This window comes from Leptolyngbya subtilissima AS-A7 (assembly GCF_039962255.1).
In the GTDB taxonomy this organism is placed as follows: Bacteria; Cyanobacteriota; Cyanobacteriia; order Phormidesmidales; family Phormidesmidaceae; genus Nodosilinea.
The window spans coordinates 25522-40750 of sequence record NZ_JAMPKY010000003.1 but is presented as its reverse complement, the minus strand read 5'-3'; the positions used below and the strand labels follow the sequence as shown (position 1 = coordinate 40750).

Genomic DNA, 15229 nt, shown 5'->3' with positions numbered 1-15229 from the left:
CAAGGAGGACTGAGTATTAATAACCATTCACGACCTCCTTCATAAATGTTACAGTTGTTTACATATTCCATTAACAACCTTTTACCTATGAGCTTTGTTGGACCCCTTTTAGAAGTTGGTATTGCTGCTGTTGCTGCCGGTCTCATTCTCAAGCGTCAGGCTGAGGAAGCGGCTCTAGAGCCTGAGCCTATTCCGGTGCCGGTGCGCTCTCGTCGCTAGGCTGCGAACCAACCGTCACCCCTGTGTGCGAACCAACCGTCATCCCTGTGCTAGACAACTACTGCTTTTCTGGGCTTTGAGCCCTGCCGTTCCCCGTCGCTCTCTCCCCACTGTGCCGCTATGAGAACTGTGCAAAATTCCACCGACCTAGTTCGCACTTACCTAAAAGAAATCGGTAAGGTGCCTCTGCTCACCCACGAAGAAGAGATTGTGCTGGGTAAGCAGGTGCAAAAGCTGTCGGCCTTAGAGGCTAAGCGGCAGGTTTTAGAAGAGACAGCCGGCCACGGTCTGACCTTAGAGCAGTGGGCCAACGCAGTTAACATGCCCCTACCTGAACTCAAGGCAATCGTGCGCGATGGCAACCTAGCCAAGCGCAAGATGGTAGAAGCCAACCTGCGCCTCGTGGTCTCGGTGGCCAAGAAGTATATCAAGCGCAACGTCGACCTACTGGACCTGATTCAGGAAGGCACCATCGGTATGCAGCGCGGGGTTGAAAAGTTTGACCCCACCAAGGGCTATCGTTTCTCTACCTACGCCTACTGGTGGATTCGCCAAGCGATCACTCGCGCCATTGCGGAGAAAAGCCGCACCATTCGCCTGCCCATTCACATCACCGAAAAGCTCAACAAGCTCAAGAAAGCCCAGCGCACCCTGTCTCAGCGCTATGGGAGAGCGGCCACGGTGGCTGAGCTAGCCATTGAGTGCGACCTGACTGCCAAGCAGGTGCGCGACTACCTAGAAAAGTCCCGCCAGCCCCTCTCCCTAGATCTCAAAGTGGGAGACAACCAAGACACTGAGCTGGGTGAACTGCTCGAAGATGATGGCCCTTCGCCAGAAGACTTTGCCACCCAGGTTTCACTGCGCCAGGATCTAGAGCGGCTGATGGGCGATTTGACTCCCCAACAGCGAGAGGTGCTTTCCCTCCGCTTCGGTTTGTCCGACGGCAAGACTATGACTCTGGCCAAGATTGGTGATCTGCTCTCCATTAGCCGTGAGCGAGTGCGCCAGATTGAGCGGGAAGCCCTGACCAAACTGCGCAAGCGCCAGTCTGACATTCGCGAATACCTAGCTAGCTAAGGAGCTGCGCTTTCCGAGGGTCGCAACGCGCATTCTATTGAACCCATAGCCCGAAGGGATTTTCTTTCGGGCTATCTTTTTGGCGTTGAGCAGAGTGCTATGAGGTGGGGGCTCCTGTGCGCCAAGTTTAACAACCGTAGCCCAATTGACCAAATCGGGGAGATCCCGCATTCTAGAGTGGTTCTAGCTAGATTCGCCCCAACTGAGGAGTCCCCATGAGCTATCGCATGGACCGCCGTGCCTATGCCGAAACCTTCGGCCCGACGGTAGGCGATCGCGTTCGCTTAGCCGACACCGAGCTCATCATCGAAGTTGAGCAAGACTTCACCACCTACGGGGACGAGGTGAAATTTGGCGGCGGCAAAGTCATCCGCGACGGCATGGGGCAGTCGCCCATCGGGCGCGACGCGAGCGCGGTAGATATGGTAATTACCAACGCCCTAATTTTGGACTGGTGGGGCATTGTTAAGGCCGACATCGGCATTAAAGACGGCAAAATCGACAAAATTGGTAAGGCAGGCAACCCCTACATTCAAGACAATGTCGACATCATCATTGGCCCCGGCACCGAGGTGGTAGCTGGGGAAGGCATGATCGTCACCGCTGGGGGCATTGACAGCCACATTCACTTCATTTGCCCGCAGCAGATCGACACCGCGATCGCCTCCGGCATCACCACCATGATCGGCGGCGGCACTGGTCCTGCTACCGGTACTAACGCCACCACCTGCACCCCCGGCGCCTGGAACATCTGGCGCATGCTACAAGCCGCCGACGCCTTTCCCATGAACCTAGGCTTTTTGGGCAAGGGCAACAGTGCTCAGCCGGAAGGTTTGGTGGAACAAGTGAAAGCCGGTGCCATGGGTCTCAAGCTCCACGAAGACTGGGGCACCACCCCTGCCACCATCGACACCTGTCTCGGAGTAGCTGACGAGTACGATGTCCAGGTGGCGATCCACTCCGACACCCTCAACGAAGCGGGTTTTGTCGAAGACACCATTGCCGCCTTCAAAAATCGGGTGATTCACACCTACCACACCGAAGGGGCTGGCGGCGGCCACGCACCGGACATCATTAAAGTGTGCGGCGAGGCCAACGTGCTGCCGTCATCGACTAATCCCACCCGGCCCTACACCCGCAACACCCTCGACGAACATCTCGACATGCTGATGGTGTGCCACCACCTCAGCCCTAGCATTCCCGAAGATATTGCCTTCGCCGAGTCGCGCATTCGTCGCGAAACCATTGCCGCTGAGGACATTCTTCACGACCTCGGTGCCTTCAGCATGATCTCCTCCGACTCCCAGGCTATGGGCCGAGTGGGGGAGGTGGTAATTCGCACCTGGCAAACCGCCCACAAAATGAAGGTGCAGCGGGGGCCGCTAGCGGAGGATTCTGATCGCAACGACAACCACCGGGCCAAGCGCTACGTGGCTAAATACACCATCAACCCCGCTATTACCCACGGCATCGCTAACCACGTAGGTTCCATCGAAGCGGGCAAACTAGCCGATATTTGCCTTTGGCGGCCCGCCTTTTTTGGGGTGAAACCCGAAATCGTGATCAAGGGCGGTTTGATTGCCTGGGCGCAGATGGGCGATGCCAATGCTAGTATTCCGACGCCGCAGCCGGTGCACATGCGGCCTATGTTTGGCAGCTACGGGGGGGCGATCGCCGCCACCTCCCTCACCTTCATTTCTCAAGCTGCGATGGATCTGGGCATTCCTGAACAGATTGGCCTCGCTAAATCTACTGCTGCTGTGGCGAACTGCCGCAGCCTCAGCAAGGCCAACATGAAGCTCAACGCCTACCAGCCCCACATGGAGGTCAACGTCGAAACTTATGAAGTGCGGGCCGACGGCGAATTGCTGACCTGTGAACCGGCCGAGGTTCTGCCCATGGCCCAGCGATACTTCTTGTTTTGATGCCATCGAATCAAAAAAAGTCCCAACGGGTCGCGCTAGGGTTGGCAAGCAGCTGTTGACAATAAGGGCGATCGCTCAACTAAAAACCACCAGTAATTGAGCCAAAAGTTTGTTGGAAGACGTCTACAATGGCCTAGATGCCTCAAAGTAGAATGACGGCAAAATCAAAGGTCGTACTCAGGCTGTTGAGGCAGAGCAAATGACAGCCAGCAGCCATCCATTAGGGTCATTAGATAACCGGACAGATCGGGCCGAAACACGGGACGACAAAACACCGTCTAAAGCCAGCATTGGTAGTTGGCACCAATCTAGAACGTAATCCTAGATAGTGGTGAGGTCGTCTGCTGCATCCTGAAACGCCTTAGCATCAAACCTTGAATCACTACGCAAGTTCCCTCAACGCAAAAACAACTTGTAGCTATCATAAGTTTGTTGCGAATGTCATTAAGCAGTGGCAGATTTTCAAGTGTCCACAGTACAATAAAATGGTACTGAAACCTTTGTTTCAGTTCACTCCTCACACCACACTCCGCCCAGGCCATTGGTCTGGGCGGTTCCTTATTTAAAGTACCTTTGGCTCGAAAACGCTGAAATGTGGCTAGTTTAGCCGAGTTAGCACCCATCCCCTCGGTAGATATTGATCCCTCGCCTAAGAAGCCGGGGATTGGCTATGATAAGATTGCGTGTGGTTAATAACGGCAAGGAACACAAGGCATGGCAGCCGCTCAGGTAACAGACTCTACGTTTAAGCAAGAAGTTCTTGAAAGTACCGTTCCCGTACTGGTTGATTTCTGGGCTCCCTGGTGTGGCCCTTGCCGTATGGTGGCTCCGGTAGTCGAAGAAATTTCTGAGCAGTACGACGGCCAAATTAAAGTCGTTAAGGTCAATACCGACGAGAATCCAAGTGTGGCCAGCCAGTATGGGATTCGCAGCATTCCCACTCTGATGATTTTCAAAGAGGGGCAGCGGGTTGACATGGTAGTGGGCGCCGTACCCAAAACCACCTTGGCAAACACCCTTGAGAAGTATCTCTAAGCTCACCTTTCTCTGCTTAGATCTACTCAAGATTAGCCGCATGGCGTGACGAGGGCGATCGCTTCAACCTTTGCACTAGGTTTCAGCAGAGGCATATCGTCGCAGGTTTAGTCACTAGCTTATTAACATCTGATACAGCCCTCTAGCGTTGGTTAGTCTCTCGCTAGAGGGTTTTTGCACGGCAGGGGGCAAAATTGTCGCTAGAATAGGGTGCTGCCTCTATGGACCCAACGGCGTATGGTTGCGCTTCCCTCAAATTTACCCTCTAGCCTTCAGGCCGATTTGGCCGCGGTGTTTGAGCAATTGTCTCACTTAGAGCATGGCAAGCTCATTCGCCAGGTGCTAGAGACCATTCTGCGTATGATGGGACGGGAGGCAGACCGACTCGACTGGAAGATTTTGAATTCTGCTCTGCTGGATATGGAGCAGGGATTTCAGGTCTTTTACCCCTACCGGCATACCCGCAAAATTACTATCTTTGGCTCGGCTCGTACAGGGGCGATCAGCCTCGATTATCAACTAGCCGAGAAGTTTGCCAAGCAGATAACGGAGTTGGGCTTTATGGTTATGACCGGTGCTGGGGGCGGCATCATGGAGGCAGGTAATGCCGGAGCTGGTGCAGAGCAATCCTTTGGATTAAACATTCAGCTACCCTTTGAGCAAGGCGCTAACCCGGTGATGGAGGGCGACCCTAAGCTGATTAATTTCAAGTATTTCTTTACCCGCAAGCTGTTTTTCCTGCGCGAAAGCGATGCCCTGGTGCTGTTTCCGGGAGGGTTTGGCACCCAAGACGAAGCCTTTGAGTCACTAACGCTCATTCAGACTGGCAAGGCCGACCCCATGCCCGTTGTCATGGTCGATCATCCTGGCGGTAACTACTGGCAGGGGTGGGATAGCTACATTCGCGAGCACCTGCTGAGCCGAGGGCTGATTAGCCCCGACGACCCCAGCCTGTACACCATTACCGACAATGTCGATGACGCCTGCCATGCCATCAGCAGTTTTTATCGGGTATACCATTCCTGTCGCTATACCAGCGATCGCCTCATCATTCGTCTCAAGAGCGATCTCCCCGATGGCGCTGTCGACCTGCTTAACCAAGAATTTGGCGACGTTTTGGCCAAAGGAAAAATTGAAAAGTCAGCCGCCCTGGCCGAAGAGCAGAAAGACGCAACTGTCGCTTTGCCACGGTTAGTGATGCACTTTAACAACCGCGACTTTGGCAGGCTTCACCAGTTAATCTGGCGGCTCAACGACCTAGGCGACCATCGCCCTGAGGCTCAGCACCCTGAGCAGAAGTAGGTGATGTAGGTAGGTGGATGGGTAGGCGGGTGGTCATCTCTTGCCTAATTCAGCGTGTCACGCCTGTCATCTTTCACTCCGGCGATCGCCTATCCACTTGCCCACTACCCACCGACTCCCCAATGACCCAGGTTCAAGCGTTTTTGGAGCAGCTTTACCACGAGTTCAAGGGAGTTTCTGAAGGTCGAGTAGCGTCTTATATTCCCGAGCTGGCGCGGGCTAACCCCGACTGGTTTGGCATTAGCATTGTCACCCTCGACGGCCGCACCTACGAGGTCGGGGATGTGGCGCAAAAATTTACCATTCAATCGATTTCAAAGGTGTTTGTCTACGCCATGGCCCTGGAGGACTATGGCCGGGAAAAGCTGCTCAAAAAAGTGGGAGTGGAGCCCACTGGCGATCCATTTAATTCCTTAATTCGGCTGGATGAGGACTCTAAGCGCCCGGATAACCCAATGGTGAATGCGGGGGCGATCGCCACCACTGGCCTGATCCCGGGCAAAGACCCCGCAGAACGCCTCAACCGGCTGCTGGCCATGTTTCAGCGCTATGTTGGCGACGAGGTATTTGTCGATGTATCGACCTTCATATCGGAGCGATCGACTGGCCACCGCAACCGGGCTATGGCCCACCTGATGCTCAACTTCGGCATGATTGACCAACCCATCGATGAAGCGCTCGACCTGTACTTTCAGCAGTGTGCGGTGCTGGTTACGGCCCATGACTTGGCAGTGATGGCCGCCACTCTAGCTAACCAGGGTGTTAACCCCGTCACCGGGGAGCGGGCAGTGGGGGCCGAGCATGTGCGCGACATTCTCAGCGTTATGTATACCTGCGGCATGTATAACTTCGCTGGGGAGTGGGCTTTTCGGGTCGGTATTCCGGCCAAGAGTGGGGTCTCAGGCGGCATTCTCGCCGTTGTGCCAAACCAGGCTGGCATCGCCGTGTTTTCGCCTCCCCTCGACAGTCGCGGCAACAGCGTACGCGGGCTCAAGGTTTTTGAGGCTCTGTCCCGAGAATACGGGTTCCATCTATTTGATTTGTCCCTTGGCCACTGCCGCTTTGCCCAGGCTATTCAGCCCGTAGATGCCGTAGCCTTAGATGCTTAGCCCCCTGATTACTCACACCAGGGATAGCTCTGGCTTTTGACCGGGCTGCACCAGGCTGGGCCGGCCTGCAGCGGGCTTAGTGACAAACTCCACCACTTTGCCCAAATCCTTGAACATCTTGCTTTCGATGTCACGGCGATAAGCCTCGACGACTGAGGTGGCGCGGAAGTAGCGCAGCGCGTCAGTGAGGTACTGCACATGGCGTTCCTCATCCTTGAGCACTGATTCGAGCGCCGCCCGAGTGGCGGTGAGGTGGTCAGGCAGAGCCTTAAGAATGCAGCGAAAGCCCCGTACCCCCAGTTCTTCGGCTAGCAGCACGCTGGCTAAAAGGTGGGGCAAGGGAGCCGCCGCTAAATCATCAACCTGGTGATAGCGCCGCATGGAGGACTCGCCCACGCTAGACAGCGACTGCTGAGCAGCTTCGCTGTCTAAGTCGATAAAGTAACCCTCGCGCTCAACAGCCTTAGTAAAGATCTGAGCGTGACGCACCTCATCGCTGACGTGGCGCTGCATCTGCTCATCAAGCCAGAGAGGGATCTCGGCGGCTTTGGCAGAGCGAATGTGGGCGACGGTGCGACTGCCTTCAGCCTCCTGCAACGCTAAGGAGGCAAACAGGTGAGGCCGCCGTTGGGGGTTGGCGGTGCTCTGGCTATAGTAAATGGCGCTAAAGCCGATAAATAAATAGTGCTGGAGCATGACTAGGAGAAATTTGGGGCATGGATCCTGTTGGCTATTGTAGAAACTTCTGACTGTTTGTGCTGCTTGTTCAACGCATAAAGCCGCAGCGACCTAAGTCACTACGGCTTCAAAATTGTTGAGAACAAGGTTCGGAAGACAATTATTCCGGTTCGCCCACTAGGCCAGTTGAGGTTGCCGGCCCAATGCACCCATTCTCTAAGCTAAATCCTCTTCCTCACCAAGGCCGGCGCTCACGGTTGCAACCGGGGATGGGGGTTCAACAGGATCGGGGGGCTCAATTGGGGCTGGCGGACCACTGGGGGTCGGAGGCTCAACTGGAGCTGGCGGACTACTGGGGGTCGGAGGCTCAACTGGGGTAGGAAATGGAGGCGTTACGGGAGGGGCAGGAACAGGCGAAATGGCGGGCTGCGGCTCTGGTTCCGGAATGCCCAGCTGCTGACGAGCCTGGGCTAGCAGATAAGATGTGCTCGACTGAACGGTATCAAGCAGCGCCTGACCAGTAGAAGTCATCGATTGGGCGTCAGTGCTGGGGTCTTTTTCGCTGAGGCCAATGTACCAGGCGCGGGTGCTGCGCCCTAGGCCAACCGCAGTACGGTAAAACCATTCGGCCCCCACAAAGGCTAGGCAAACAACTAGCCACAGCAGCAGGCCCACTTCGCGCAGAATATCCCAGGTGCGGGCAAGGGCTTTCTTGTAAATGTCGCCTGTGTCGGTGGAAAACAATAGCTGGCTAACAGTATTGGCCTGCTCTTTGATCGTATCCATAGGTTTAACTCTCTAATAGCTGGGCACGGTTGGGGTAACGATAGCCCTCTGCTGACATAGTAGGTGTGGAGTCTATAGGGTGGCTATGGCAGGGTTAGCCCCAGACCAAGCTGGACTATTATGCCCCCTCGCTCCAGACTTTTTTAAGCACCTGATCGGGGGAAATGTCGGCCAAAGTACTGGTGGAGGAGGTTAGGGTAACCAAGCGATCTGCGCCTGCGGTGATGGTCTGGACTTGGCTATTGCCAGAGAATAGCCCCAGGGTGTAGACGTTGAGGGCGATCGCCAGCGGTAGAGGATATCCCTCTACCGCTATCAATAGGTTAGCGGCGGCAATCAATGCTGCCGTCTGTCCTGGGGTTTCAGGTCGCAAAACCTTAAGATTAGGGACGGCACTGGCGATCGCAGCGGTTTGAGGGGCCGCATCGTCGGTTTGTAGCAAGGCCAGAGGCATATCGGGCTGGCGCTGCTGAAAGTCTTTGAGGATGGCGATCCAGCTTTCAGTGGGGTAGGTGGGGCCGCTAGCAGTGGTGCCGGGGTACACCAACACATAGCCATTTGTGAGCCCGTTGCCCTGACGCAGGTTGTCTACGGCGGTCAGGTCTTTGCGGGGTACATTCACGGTGAGGGCAGGCGGTGTACCGGTAACGTTGATCAGCTTGAGCAGATCGCCGTGGTGAGCTATCTCAGCGGCGCGGGGAGCCGTTGAGGTTAGCAGCAAGTTGTTGGCAGACCCGCTGTAGCCCAAACGAGTGGGCACACCACTCAGCCACAGCAGCAGGGCAATGGACCAGGAGTCGGTCAGGGTGAGGGCAACATCGAACTCGCGATCGCGCACAATCCCCAACAGGTTGGCCCAGTCGGCAGGGCTGTTGCTGGCCTCAAAGTTGTAGGGCACAACTTCGTCAACCCCCTTAGAGAGCTGGTAAATAGCCGTAGCGCTAGGAGCCGCAACCACTGATACCTCAGCATTCTCGAAGCTATCCTTGATCTGATTGATGACCGGAAAGAAGCTCAGCTGCGTCTCCGTTTCTCCTGGAACAAGAGCCAGTACCCGCATATGTTACGTCCATGCCTGTTCGCAAGTATTGTAGTGGAACCTGGCCAAGGTTTAGGGGATATGTGGCTTACAAAATGAATTAAATTTCACCACAGGGGATAAAAATCCCCCAATTTGCTCAGCCCGTTATGGTTTTGCCCTGTGTCTATGTCCCCCGTTCATGTGCTTATCCCCGCCGCCGGCAGTGGTCGCCGCATGGGGGCCGATCGCAACAAAGTGCTCCTCGATCTGCTCGGTCAGCCAATCATCGCCTGGACTCTAAAAGCCGCCGCTCAAGCCGATACTGTGGTTTGGATCGGGGTGATTTGCCAGGCGGGCGATCGACCCACCCTAGAAACCATCGCCAATTCGCTGAACCTACGCAAACCAGTAGCCTTCATTGACGGCGGCACGACTCGCCAGGAGTCGGTCTATAACGGGCTACAAGCGCTACCCACCGAGGCTACCCGCGTGCTGATCCACGATGGCGCACGCTGCCTGTCCACCCCCGACCTGTTTGATCGCTGCGCCACTGCCCTAGATACCTGCCCCGGCTTAGTGGCAGGGGTGCCTGTCAAAGACACGATCAAAATTGTGGATGCCGACCAGCGCGTGGAAACCACCCCCGATCGCCAGCAGCTATGGGCCGCCCAAACCCCCCAGGGCTTTGATGTAGCTTTACTGAAGCAGTGCCATCAGCAGGGCATCGAGCAAGGCTGGAGCGTCACCGACGATGCCGCTCTGTTCGAGAAATGCGATCTGTCGGTGCAGGTGGTGCCCGGTGAAGAGACCAACCTCAAGGTGACGACGCCCATGGATTTGGCGATCGCAGAATTTATACTAAAACAGCGCCTGGGTTAGCCGAGAGGCCTCCCCAAGCGCTGCTTTTAGATTCCAGAATTTTGGTTCTAGAGGTCGCCGCCGCGCAAAAACAGCAGAAACACGATCACTGGGCCAGCGATGACAATCATGGCAAGCATGGTCAGCTGGGCAATGAGCTCGAAATTAATGTTGCTCAAAAAACTACTCAGAAAGCTCATGAAACCTCCCAACACAAGGCGACTGGACTGATATAAACTTCATTACAATCCCAGAAGTGGAGTTTTGCCCGTAGAAAAGCTACAGACCCCGCTCTGGGCTTGGCGTAAAGCTTGCTTATCGGAGCTTATTTTACCTGCTAACGCCGCCCCTATTTTAGATAACTTAACAAAATTCTAAGGCAGCACCCGTGCCTTTCCACCGCTAGGCCCGAGACGGCCGAAGGAAATTCAATGGCCACCTGGCAATGTGTCAAATCCTGCGGGGCCTGCTGCTTCTTGGCCCCCGACGAGCGCCCCGACCTCGACTCCTATCTCGAGCCCGACCAGCTAGCGCTGTATCTGAGCATGGTGGGAGAAGACGGCTGGTGCATTCACTACGATGCGGGCGATCGCCTCTGCACCATCTACGCCGACCGACCAAGCTTTTGCCGAGTCACCTTTAGCACCTTCGAGACCATGTTTGGCGTTGAGGCCGACGAGCTCGACGACTTTGCGATCGACTGCTGCCAGGAGCATATTACCGATATTTATGGCGAAGCTAGCCCGGAGATGGAGCGGTTTAATCAGGCGGTAGGAGTAGAGGAGTGATGGGGAAGGCGAGGAAGATACGGGAGTAAGGTGATGAGGATGAGGGAGTGGGAAAGATGAGAGGGCTGGGGTTGCGGTTTGGTTAACTCTTGCAGATAATGAAAGCATTATGAAATCTTTGGCAGTAATCAACGGTCTTGGCGTTGCTCTGTGCCCAGCCTTGTTGACCGCTCAGCAAACCTGCCTTTTACCCTATTGTGTCTATCTCTAGCTCTCTTCCCCCTTCTTCTAGCGCCGTCGAAGCCAAGCCTTCTGCTACCTTGAGTCGAGCGGCCTTTTGGCGGGTTTTTGGCTCTACGTTTATCACTATCTTTTTGGCTGAGCTGGGTGACAAAACCCAGGTGACTACGCTACTCATGAGCGCCCAGTCTCAGGCACCCTGGATCGTTTTCTTAGGTGCTGGCACTGCCTTGATCAGCACCAGCCTGATTGGCGTATTGCTAGGGCAGTGGCTAGCCCGCCGCGTTTCCCCTGCCACCTTAGACACCGCCGCTGGCACCATGCTCATCGGCATCACCGTCTGTCTCCTCTGGGACATCGTCCACCTCTAGCCCAACCCCCACGTGGTGCGAGCACATAGATATCTCCTATCTCCCCACCCATCCACTCCCTCACCCCATTACTCCCCTACTCCCCCGCCCATGGACTGGAACCTCCTGGCCGTCAGCTTTACTGCCGTGTTCATCTCAGAGCTGGGGGATAAAAGCCAACTGGCGGCGATCGCCCTCGGCGGCAGCTCAAAGTCTCCCCGCGCCGTATTTTTAGGCACCGCCGCTGCCCTGCTGCTGGCCAGCTTGCTGGGGGTGATTGTGGGAGAAGGCACCGCCCAAATTTTGCCAGAACGATTGGTTAAAGCCGTTGCCGCCATTGGGTTTGCCCTGCTGGCCGTCAAGCTGCTGTGGCCCGCAGCCAGCGACGATTAAGAGGGGTTAAAACTCAATCTGGTCAATCACACCTCGCAGGGTCTGAGCTGAGTGCTGAAGCAGCTCCTCCTCATGGGGGCTAAGCAGCATATTCAACCGCCGGCTTACCCCAGTGCGCCCTACCACCGCAGGCACACTCAAACACAGGTCTTGAACGCCAAAGATTTCGTCAACCACGCAGCTCACCGTCAGCACTCGGTTTTGGTCACGCACGATCGACTGCACAATCTGCGTTACCGCCAAACCGACTGCGTAGTTGGTATACCCTTTGCGGCGGATGATTTCGTAGGCGGCGTTTTTGGTCTGCTGAAAAATCTCATCCATGGCCTGGCGATCGCCATCAGCCATCCCCTCATGGTAGAGGGGGGTGCCGCAGACATTGGCATGACTCCAAAACGGCACCTCACTGTCACCGTGTTCGCCAATGATGTAGGCATGCAAGCTGCGCGGGTCAATGCCTAGGCGACGCGATAGCAAATACCGAAACCGCCCCGTGTCTAGCACTGTCCCAGAGCCAAATACCCGCGACTTGGGCAGTCCCGACAGCCTCCAGGCGGCGTAAGTGAGCACGTCTACGGGGTTAGACACCAGCAGCAAAATGGCCTCGGGGCAGTGGGCGACAATATCGGGAATCAGTTTTTTGAGAATTTCGACGTTTTTTTGCACCAGCTCCAGGCGAGTTTCGCCTTCTTTTTGGGCTGCCCCAGCGGTGATCACCACCACGTCGGCCCCAGCAGCATCGGCCATAGTGCCCGCCTTAATCAGCGTCGGCTCGACGAAGGACATACCCTGTTCTAAATCCATTACCTCGCCGATCAGCTTGTCCTGGTTGATGTCCACCAGCACCATTTCATCCAACACATTTTGGATCATCATGGCGTAGGCGCAGGCCAACCCCACCTGACCAGCTCCTATAATCACCCCCTTCAGGGGTCGTAGCGGGTCGGTTTGCAGGTCGGTCAGCGGATTGGAGGTAAAAAGGCTATCAAACATAGGAAGGACATCCTGGTTTACGGGCCAATGCCTTTAATAAACCACGGTCTAGTTAGATTGCCCTTAATAAATCACGGTCTAGTTAAATCTTTCTGTCCTCAGTCCTTCACCTCGACGGCATTTAGCGGCTGTTAGGGAGCTGCTAGGACAGTACGAAGGGTTGCGCCGCGGCGCTGGCTTGGCGGGCAGTGACCAGGCTTTCTAAGCAAGTCTTGAGATCTTTGGTGAGCTGGGCAGCCCCGGCTTTGAGCGCTTCGGGAGAATCCTCACCCTGGAGGTAGGTCTGGACTGCCAACGGTGCGCCGATGTTAATTTGAGCCGAGCTACGCCAGCCTGGATAGGCTGCGCCATAGTAAAGGTCTACTGGCAGCACCTGTACTCCCAGGCCAGTTCTAGCAGCCTCGGCCTGCACCGCCAATCTAGCTAGGCCGGGCTTGAGGCCATGGATTTTGTCTTCTCGACGAATGCCACCTTCGGGATAAATCACCAGCATTTCGCCCTCCAGCAGCAACTCAATGCCGTGGCGCAGGCTGGCTACCGTGGGTCGCCGCACATTGACCGCAAACCCTCCTAAACGCCGAATGAACCATCCCTGAAGACCCTTGACCTCATCAGCGGTAACCATGAAGCGCAGGTCGCGGCCGGTAACGGCTCGGCCGGTAGCGTAGGGCAGCAAAATCGAATCCCACCGGGCCCGGTGGGTAGGGGCCAAAATCACTGGCCCAGCAGTAGGCACATGGTGCTGCCCGGTAATAGTGATGGGGCCAAAGTAGGCGGGCACCACTAGGTGGCGGCCGAGAAAATAGGCTAGGGGAGTTAGCACTGGCGAACAGCGCGATTGGGCAGGGGCGATCGCCCCGCCCTTAACCAACCCAGCCGACGATTCAGGAAGCTCAGAGGATTTCATAGGAAGGCGTAATACAGGAGCCATGATCAGCTAAATCCCAATAGTGCCGATGTTAGGCCTTCCCAGTATGCCCGTCGCTAGCTACCACACAGCCTGCGATCGGAAACAAAATGGGTCTGACCCTGGTCTACATGCTTTACCCTACAGCCCTCGCCAGAGGACGCAACCTGGCTCAGGACAGTTCAGTTGGTGTCATGGTGAGAGGAGGTCGGCGCTGTTCTTGGCGGCGCTGCTGAAACCATTGCTGCAGCTGCTGACGACAAGGTTCGGCCAAAACGCCGGTCACCACCCTTAACCGATGGTTAGAGGCGGGCCCATCGGGCAGATTTAGCACCGATCGCACCGCTCCCGATTTGGGGTCGTGGGTACCGTACACCAATAGCCCTAGGCGGCTCAAAACAATTGCCCCAGCACACATCGGACAGGGCTCAAGCGTGACGTAGAGCGTGCACTCGTTAAGATGCCAGTTGCCCAACTGGTGCGCAGCCTGCCGTAACGCCAGCACCTCGGCATGGGCGGTGGGGTCTTGATCTTGCTCTCGCCGATTGCCCGCCTCCGCCAGCACTCTATCTTCAGGGCCAACCACTACGGCCCCCACTGGCACATCCCCCGCAGCTCCAGCGGCCTCGGCCAGTTCCATGGCCCGCAGCATCCAGCGCTGGTGGCGCAGTGTAATCTCATCCGCCAGCTCGTGGGGAGGCAGGTCATGGGAGGACAGGTCGTCGGGCATAGTAGGTCACTCAAGCAACCACATTGAGATTTAGCCTACCCATAGTAGACCAGAGCATTCTTCAAGCATTGCCTACCCAAAATAAACCCCCTCCGCAGACCCAGGGCCAGCAGAGGGGGTGAGATGTTTGGACGCAATAGTCTGTGGCTTTGAGCGCTGGCTAGGTGACCAGCCAGATGATGTGACGTTGATCAAGCCAAGGCTTAGATGTAGGCCGAAATGTCTTCGCCGCACTCGTCGGCTAGGTAGCAGAGGGCTCTAAATCGCAGCTCCACCAGTTCGTTGTAGAGGGGGTTGAGTTTGCACAGGGGCGGAATGTGAGCCACCGAGCGACCCAGCAGCACAATGTCGCGCTCAAAGGGGCACTGGGCGGGGATCAACTCTGCCACCTTGCGGGCGCGGCGGGGGGTCTCGACTCGCAGGTGGCTAACCCACTGGCGCAGTGGACGAAACAGGTCTAGGGGGGCTTGACCTACAGTGTGCAGCCCGTGACGAAGGGAAGATAGAAAGCGATTCATGGTTAAACCTCTCGCAAGTCCAACAATTGAGACTGTCTGAGAAACGGTCGAGCACTGAGTCTGGACTTGGTATGGAAACTCAATACTGGGTGGAGCGACCAGGGAACTAACTTAGATGTTGGTGAGCCTTTCGCTTACGCTAAAGAATTCCCTCAGCTATCGGGTAAAGCATCAACAAAGCTGATTAGATTTCCACTAAAGCTCAGGTAAAGAGTTACTTCAGCAGGGTGCATGATAATTCCGGAAAGACTTGCCACATATGGAGCACAGATTATTTTTAGAGCAAAATGAGCGCAATAATATCGAGTAGTTTTACTGAAGGTGGCCTGTATTTAATTGTTCCAAGTAAAAATAAATTTT

The 15229-nt window shown here is 55.7% G+C and carries 18 protein-coding genes; 10 read left to right on the top strand and 8 right to left on the bottom strand.

The window, feature by feature from the left end; translation table 11 throughout:
- The first annotated feature begins 87 nt into the window (after window positions 1-87).
- The 6 genes from NC979_RS07500 (at window position 88) to glsA (ending at window position 6667) form a co-directional block, all read left to right on the top strand.
- A complete protein-coding gene (locus NC979_RS07500) occupies window positions 88-219 on the top strand; it encodes a hypothetical protein (protein ID WP_255524774.1) in 132 nt (43 codons plus the stop codon).
- A gap of 120 nt (window positions 220-339) precedes the next feature.
- On the top strand, window positions 340-1296 hold the full coding sequence (locus NC979_RS07495; protein ID WP_190514530.1) for an RNA polymerase sigma factor, RpoD/SigA family: 957 nt from the start codon (window positions 340-342) through the stop codon (window positions 1294-1296).
- Between the two features lie 215 nt (window positions 1297-1511).
- Window positions 1512-3221 (top strand): urease subunit alpha, encoded by a 1710-nt coding sequence (ureC, locus tag NC979_RS07490; RefSeq protein ID WP_190514529.1) that lies wholly within the window; start codon window positions 1512-1514, stop codon window positions 3219-3221.
- 714 nt (window positions 3222-3935) lie between these two features.
- Complete coding sequence (trxA, locus tag NC979_RS07485; RefSeq protein WP_190514528.1) at window positions 3936-4256, top strand: thioredoxin; 321 nt, start codon at window positions 3936-3938, stop codon at window positions 4254-4256.
- Window positions 4257-4493: 237 nt separating this feature from the next.
- Entirely contained in the window at window positions 4494-5558 is a 1065-nt protein-coding gene (locus NC979_RS07480) for an LOG family protein (RefSeq protein WP_190514527.1), read from the top strand.
- 122 nt (window positions 5559-5680) lie between these two features.
- Window positions 5681-6667: a glutaminase A gene (gene glsA / locus NC979_RS07475; RefSeq protein ID WP_190514526.1), complete on the top strand. Its 987-nt coding sequence runs from the start codon at window positions 5681-5683 to the stop codon at window positions 6665-6667.
- Window positions 6668-6679: 12 nt separating this feature from the next.
- On the opposite strand, the gene NC979_RS07470 is transcribed toward glsA, so the two are convergent.
- From NC979_RS07470 to NC979_RS07460, 3 genes are all read right to left on the bottom strand, one after another.
- Window positions 6680-7363, bottom strand: coding sequence for a ferritin-like domain-containing protein (locus NC979_RS07470; RefSeq protein WP_190514525.1), 684 nt, complete (start codon window positions 7361-7363; stop codon window positions 6680-6682).
- A gap of 198 nt (window positions 7364-7561) precedes the next feature.
- Complete coding sequence (locus NC979_RS07465) at window positions 7562-8131, bottom strand: hypothetical protein (protein WP_190514524.1); 570 nt, start codon at window positions 8129-8131, stop codon at window positions 7562-7564.
- Between the two features lie 118 nt (window positions 8132-8249).
- Window positions 8250-9191 carry a glycosyltransferase family 9 protein gene (locus NC979_RS07460; RefSeq protein WP_190514523.1) on the bottom strand — a complete coding sequence of 314 codons (942 nt, stop codon included), beginning with the start codon at window positions 9189-9191 and terminating at the stop codon, window positions 8250-8252.
- A gap of 147 nt (window positions 9192-9338) precedes the next feature.
- Here NC979_RS07460 and ispD point away from each other — a divergent pair, with 147 nt between their 5' ends.
- Window positions 9339-10031: a 2-C-methyl-D-erythritol 4-phosphate cytidylyltransferase gene (ispD, locus tag NC979_RS07455; protein WP_190514894.1), complete on the top strand. Its 693-nt coding sequence runs from the start codon at window positions 9339-9341 to the stop codon at window positions 10029-10031.
- Window positions 10032-10078: 47 nt separating this feature from the next.
- Here ispD and psb30 read toward each other — a convergent pair whose 3' ends face one another.
- The gene (psb30, locus tag NC979_RS07450) at window positions 10079-10210 is read right to left on the bottom strand and encodes a photosystem II reaction center protein Ycf12/Psb30 (protein ID WP_190514522.1); all 132 of its coding nucleotides are present in this window, start codon (window positions 10208-10210) and stop codon (window positions 10079-10081) included.
- 231 nt (window positions 10211-10441) lie between these two features.
- Between psb30 and NC979_RS07445 the strand changes: the two genes are divergently transcribed.
- The 3 genes from NC979_RS07445 to NC979_RS07435 all read left to right on the top strand — a co-directional run bounded on the left by NC979_RS07445 (window position 10442) and on the right by NC979_RS07435 (window position 11721).
- Entirely contained in the window at window positions 10442-10798 is a 357-nt protein-coding gene (locus tag NC979_RS07445) for a YkgJ family cysteine cluster protein (protein ID WP_190514521.1), read from the top strand.
- Window positions 10799-10995: 197 nt separating this feature from the next.
- Window positions 10996-11349 (top strand): TMEM165/GDT1 family protein, encoded by a 354-nt coding sequence (locus tag NC979_RS07440; RefSeq protein ID WP_313887228.1) that lies wholly within the window; start codon window positions 10996-10998, stop codon window positions 11347-11349.
- A gap of 90 nt (window positions 11350-11439) precedes the next feature.
- Window positions 11440-11721, top strand: coding sequence for a TMEM165/GDT1 family protein (locus NC979_RS07435; protein ID WP_190514520.1), 282 nt, complete (start codon window positions 11440-11442; stop codon window positions 11719-11721).
- A 6-nt stretch (window positions 11722-11727) separates the two neighbouring features.
- Here NC979_RS07435 and NC979_RS07430 read toward each other — a convergent pair whose 3' ends face one another.
- The 4 genes from NC979_RS07430 to NC979_RS07415 form a co-directional block, all read right to left on the bottom strand.
- Window positions 11728-12714 (bottom strand): L-lactate dehydrogenase, encoded by a 987-nt coding sequence (locus NC979_RS07430; protein ID WP_242023776.1) that lies wholly within the window; start codon window positions 12712-12714, stop codon window positions 11728-11730.
- 142 nt (window positions 12715-12856) lie between these two features.
- Window positions 12857-13621 carry a lysophospholipid acyltransferase family protein gene (locus NC979_RS07425; protein WP_190514519.1) on the bottom strand — a complete coding sequence of 255 codons (765 nt, stop codon included), beginning with the start codon at window positions 13619-13621 and terminating at the stop codon, window positions 12857-12859.
- A 172-nt stretch (window positions 13622-13793) separates the two neighbouring features.
- Window positions 13794-14351, bottom strand: a complete 558-nt coding sequence (tadA, locus tag NC979_RS07420; protein WP_206755231.1) for a tRNA adenosine(34) deaminase TadA — start codon at window positions 14349-14351, stop codon at window positions 13794-13796.
- Between the two features lie 203 nt (window positions 14352-14554).
- On the bottom strand, window positions 14555-14869 hold the full coding sequence (locus NC979_RS07415) for a Mo-dependent nitrogenase C-terminal domain-containing protein (protein ID WP_190514518.1): 315 nt from the start codon (window positions 14867-14869) through the stop codon (window positions 14555-14557).
- Between the last annotated feature and the right edge of the window lie 360 nt (window positions 14870-15229).

What these genes read in the sequence shown, in the direction of transcription:
- NC979_RS07500 (WP_255524774.1), top strand. Translation starts at nt 88, where the DNA reads ATGAGCTTTGTTGGACCCCTTTTAGAAGTTGGTATTGCTGCTGTTGCT.
- NC979_RS07495 (WP_190514530.1), top strand. Translation starts at nt 340, where the DNA reads ATGAGAACTGTGCAAAATTCCACCGACCTAGTTCGCACTTACCTAAAA.
- ureC (WP_190514529.1), top strand. Translation starts at nt 1,512, where the DNA reads ATGAGCTATCGCATGGACCGCCGTGCCTATGCCGAAACCTTCGGCCCG.
- trxA (WP_190514528.1), top strand. Translation starts at nt 3,936, where the DNA reads ATGGCAGCCGCTCAGGTAACAGACTCTACGTTTAAGCAAGAAGTTCTT.
- NC979_RS07480 (WP_190514527.1), top strand. Translation starts at nt 4,494, where the DNA reads ATGGTTGCGCTTCCCTCAAATTTACCCTCTAGCCTTCAGGCCGATTTG.
- glsA (WP_190514526.1), top strand. Translation starts at nt 5,681, where the DNA reads ATGACCCAGGTTCAAGCGTTTTTGGAGCAGCTTTACCACGAGTTCAAG.
- NC979_RS07470 (WP_190514525.1), bottom strand. Translation starts at nt 7,363, where the DNA reads ATGCTCCAGCACTATTTATTTATCGGCTTTAGCGCCATTTACTATAGC.
- NC979_RS07465 (WP_190514524.1), bottom strand. Translation starts at nt 8,131, where the DNA reads ATGGATACGATCAAAGAGCAGGCCAATACTGTTAGCCAGCTATTGTTT.
- NC979_RS07460 (WP_190514523.1), bottom strand. Translation starts at nt 9,191, where the DNA reads ATGCGGGTACTGGCTCTTGTTCCAGGAGAAACGGAGACGCAGCTGAGC.
- ispD (WP_190514894.1), top strand. Translation starts at nt 9,339, where the DNA reads ATGTCCCCCGTTCATGTGCTTATCCCCGCCGCCGGCAGTGGTCGCCGC.
- psb30 (WP_190514522.1), bottom strand. Translation starts at nt 10,210, where the DNA reads ATGAGCTTTCTGAGTAGTTTTTTGAGCAACATTAATTTCGAGCTCATT.
- NC979_RS07445 (WP_190514521.1), top strand. Translation starts at nt 10,442, where the DNA reads ATGGCCACCTGGCAATGTGTCAAATCCTGCGGGGCCTGCTGCTTCTTG.
- NC979_RS07435 (WP_190514520.1), top strand. Translation starts at nt 11,440, where the DNA reads ATGGACTGGAACCTCCTGGCCGTCAGCTTTACTGCCGTGTTCATCTCA.
- NC979_RS07430 (WP_242023776.1), bottom strand. Translation starts at nt 12,714, where the DNA reads ATGTTTGATAGCCTTTTTACCTCCAATCCGCTGACCGACCTGCAAACC.
- NC979_RS07425 (WP_190514519.1), bottom strand. Translation starts at nt 13,621, where the DNA reads ATGAAATCCTCTGAGCTTCCTGAATCGTCGGCTGGGTTGGTTAAGGGC.
- tadA (WP_206755231.1), bottom strand. Translation starts at nt 14,351, where the DNA reads ATGCCCGACGACCTGTCCTCCCATGACCTGCCTCCCCACGAGCTGGCG.
- NC979_RS07415 (WP_190514518.1), bottom strand. Translation starts at nt 14,869, where the DNA reads ATGAATCGCTTTCTATCTTCCCTTCGTCACGGGCTGCACACTGTAGGT.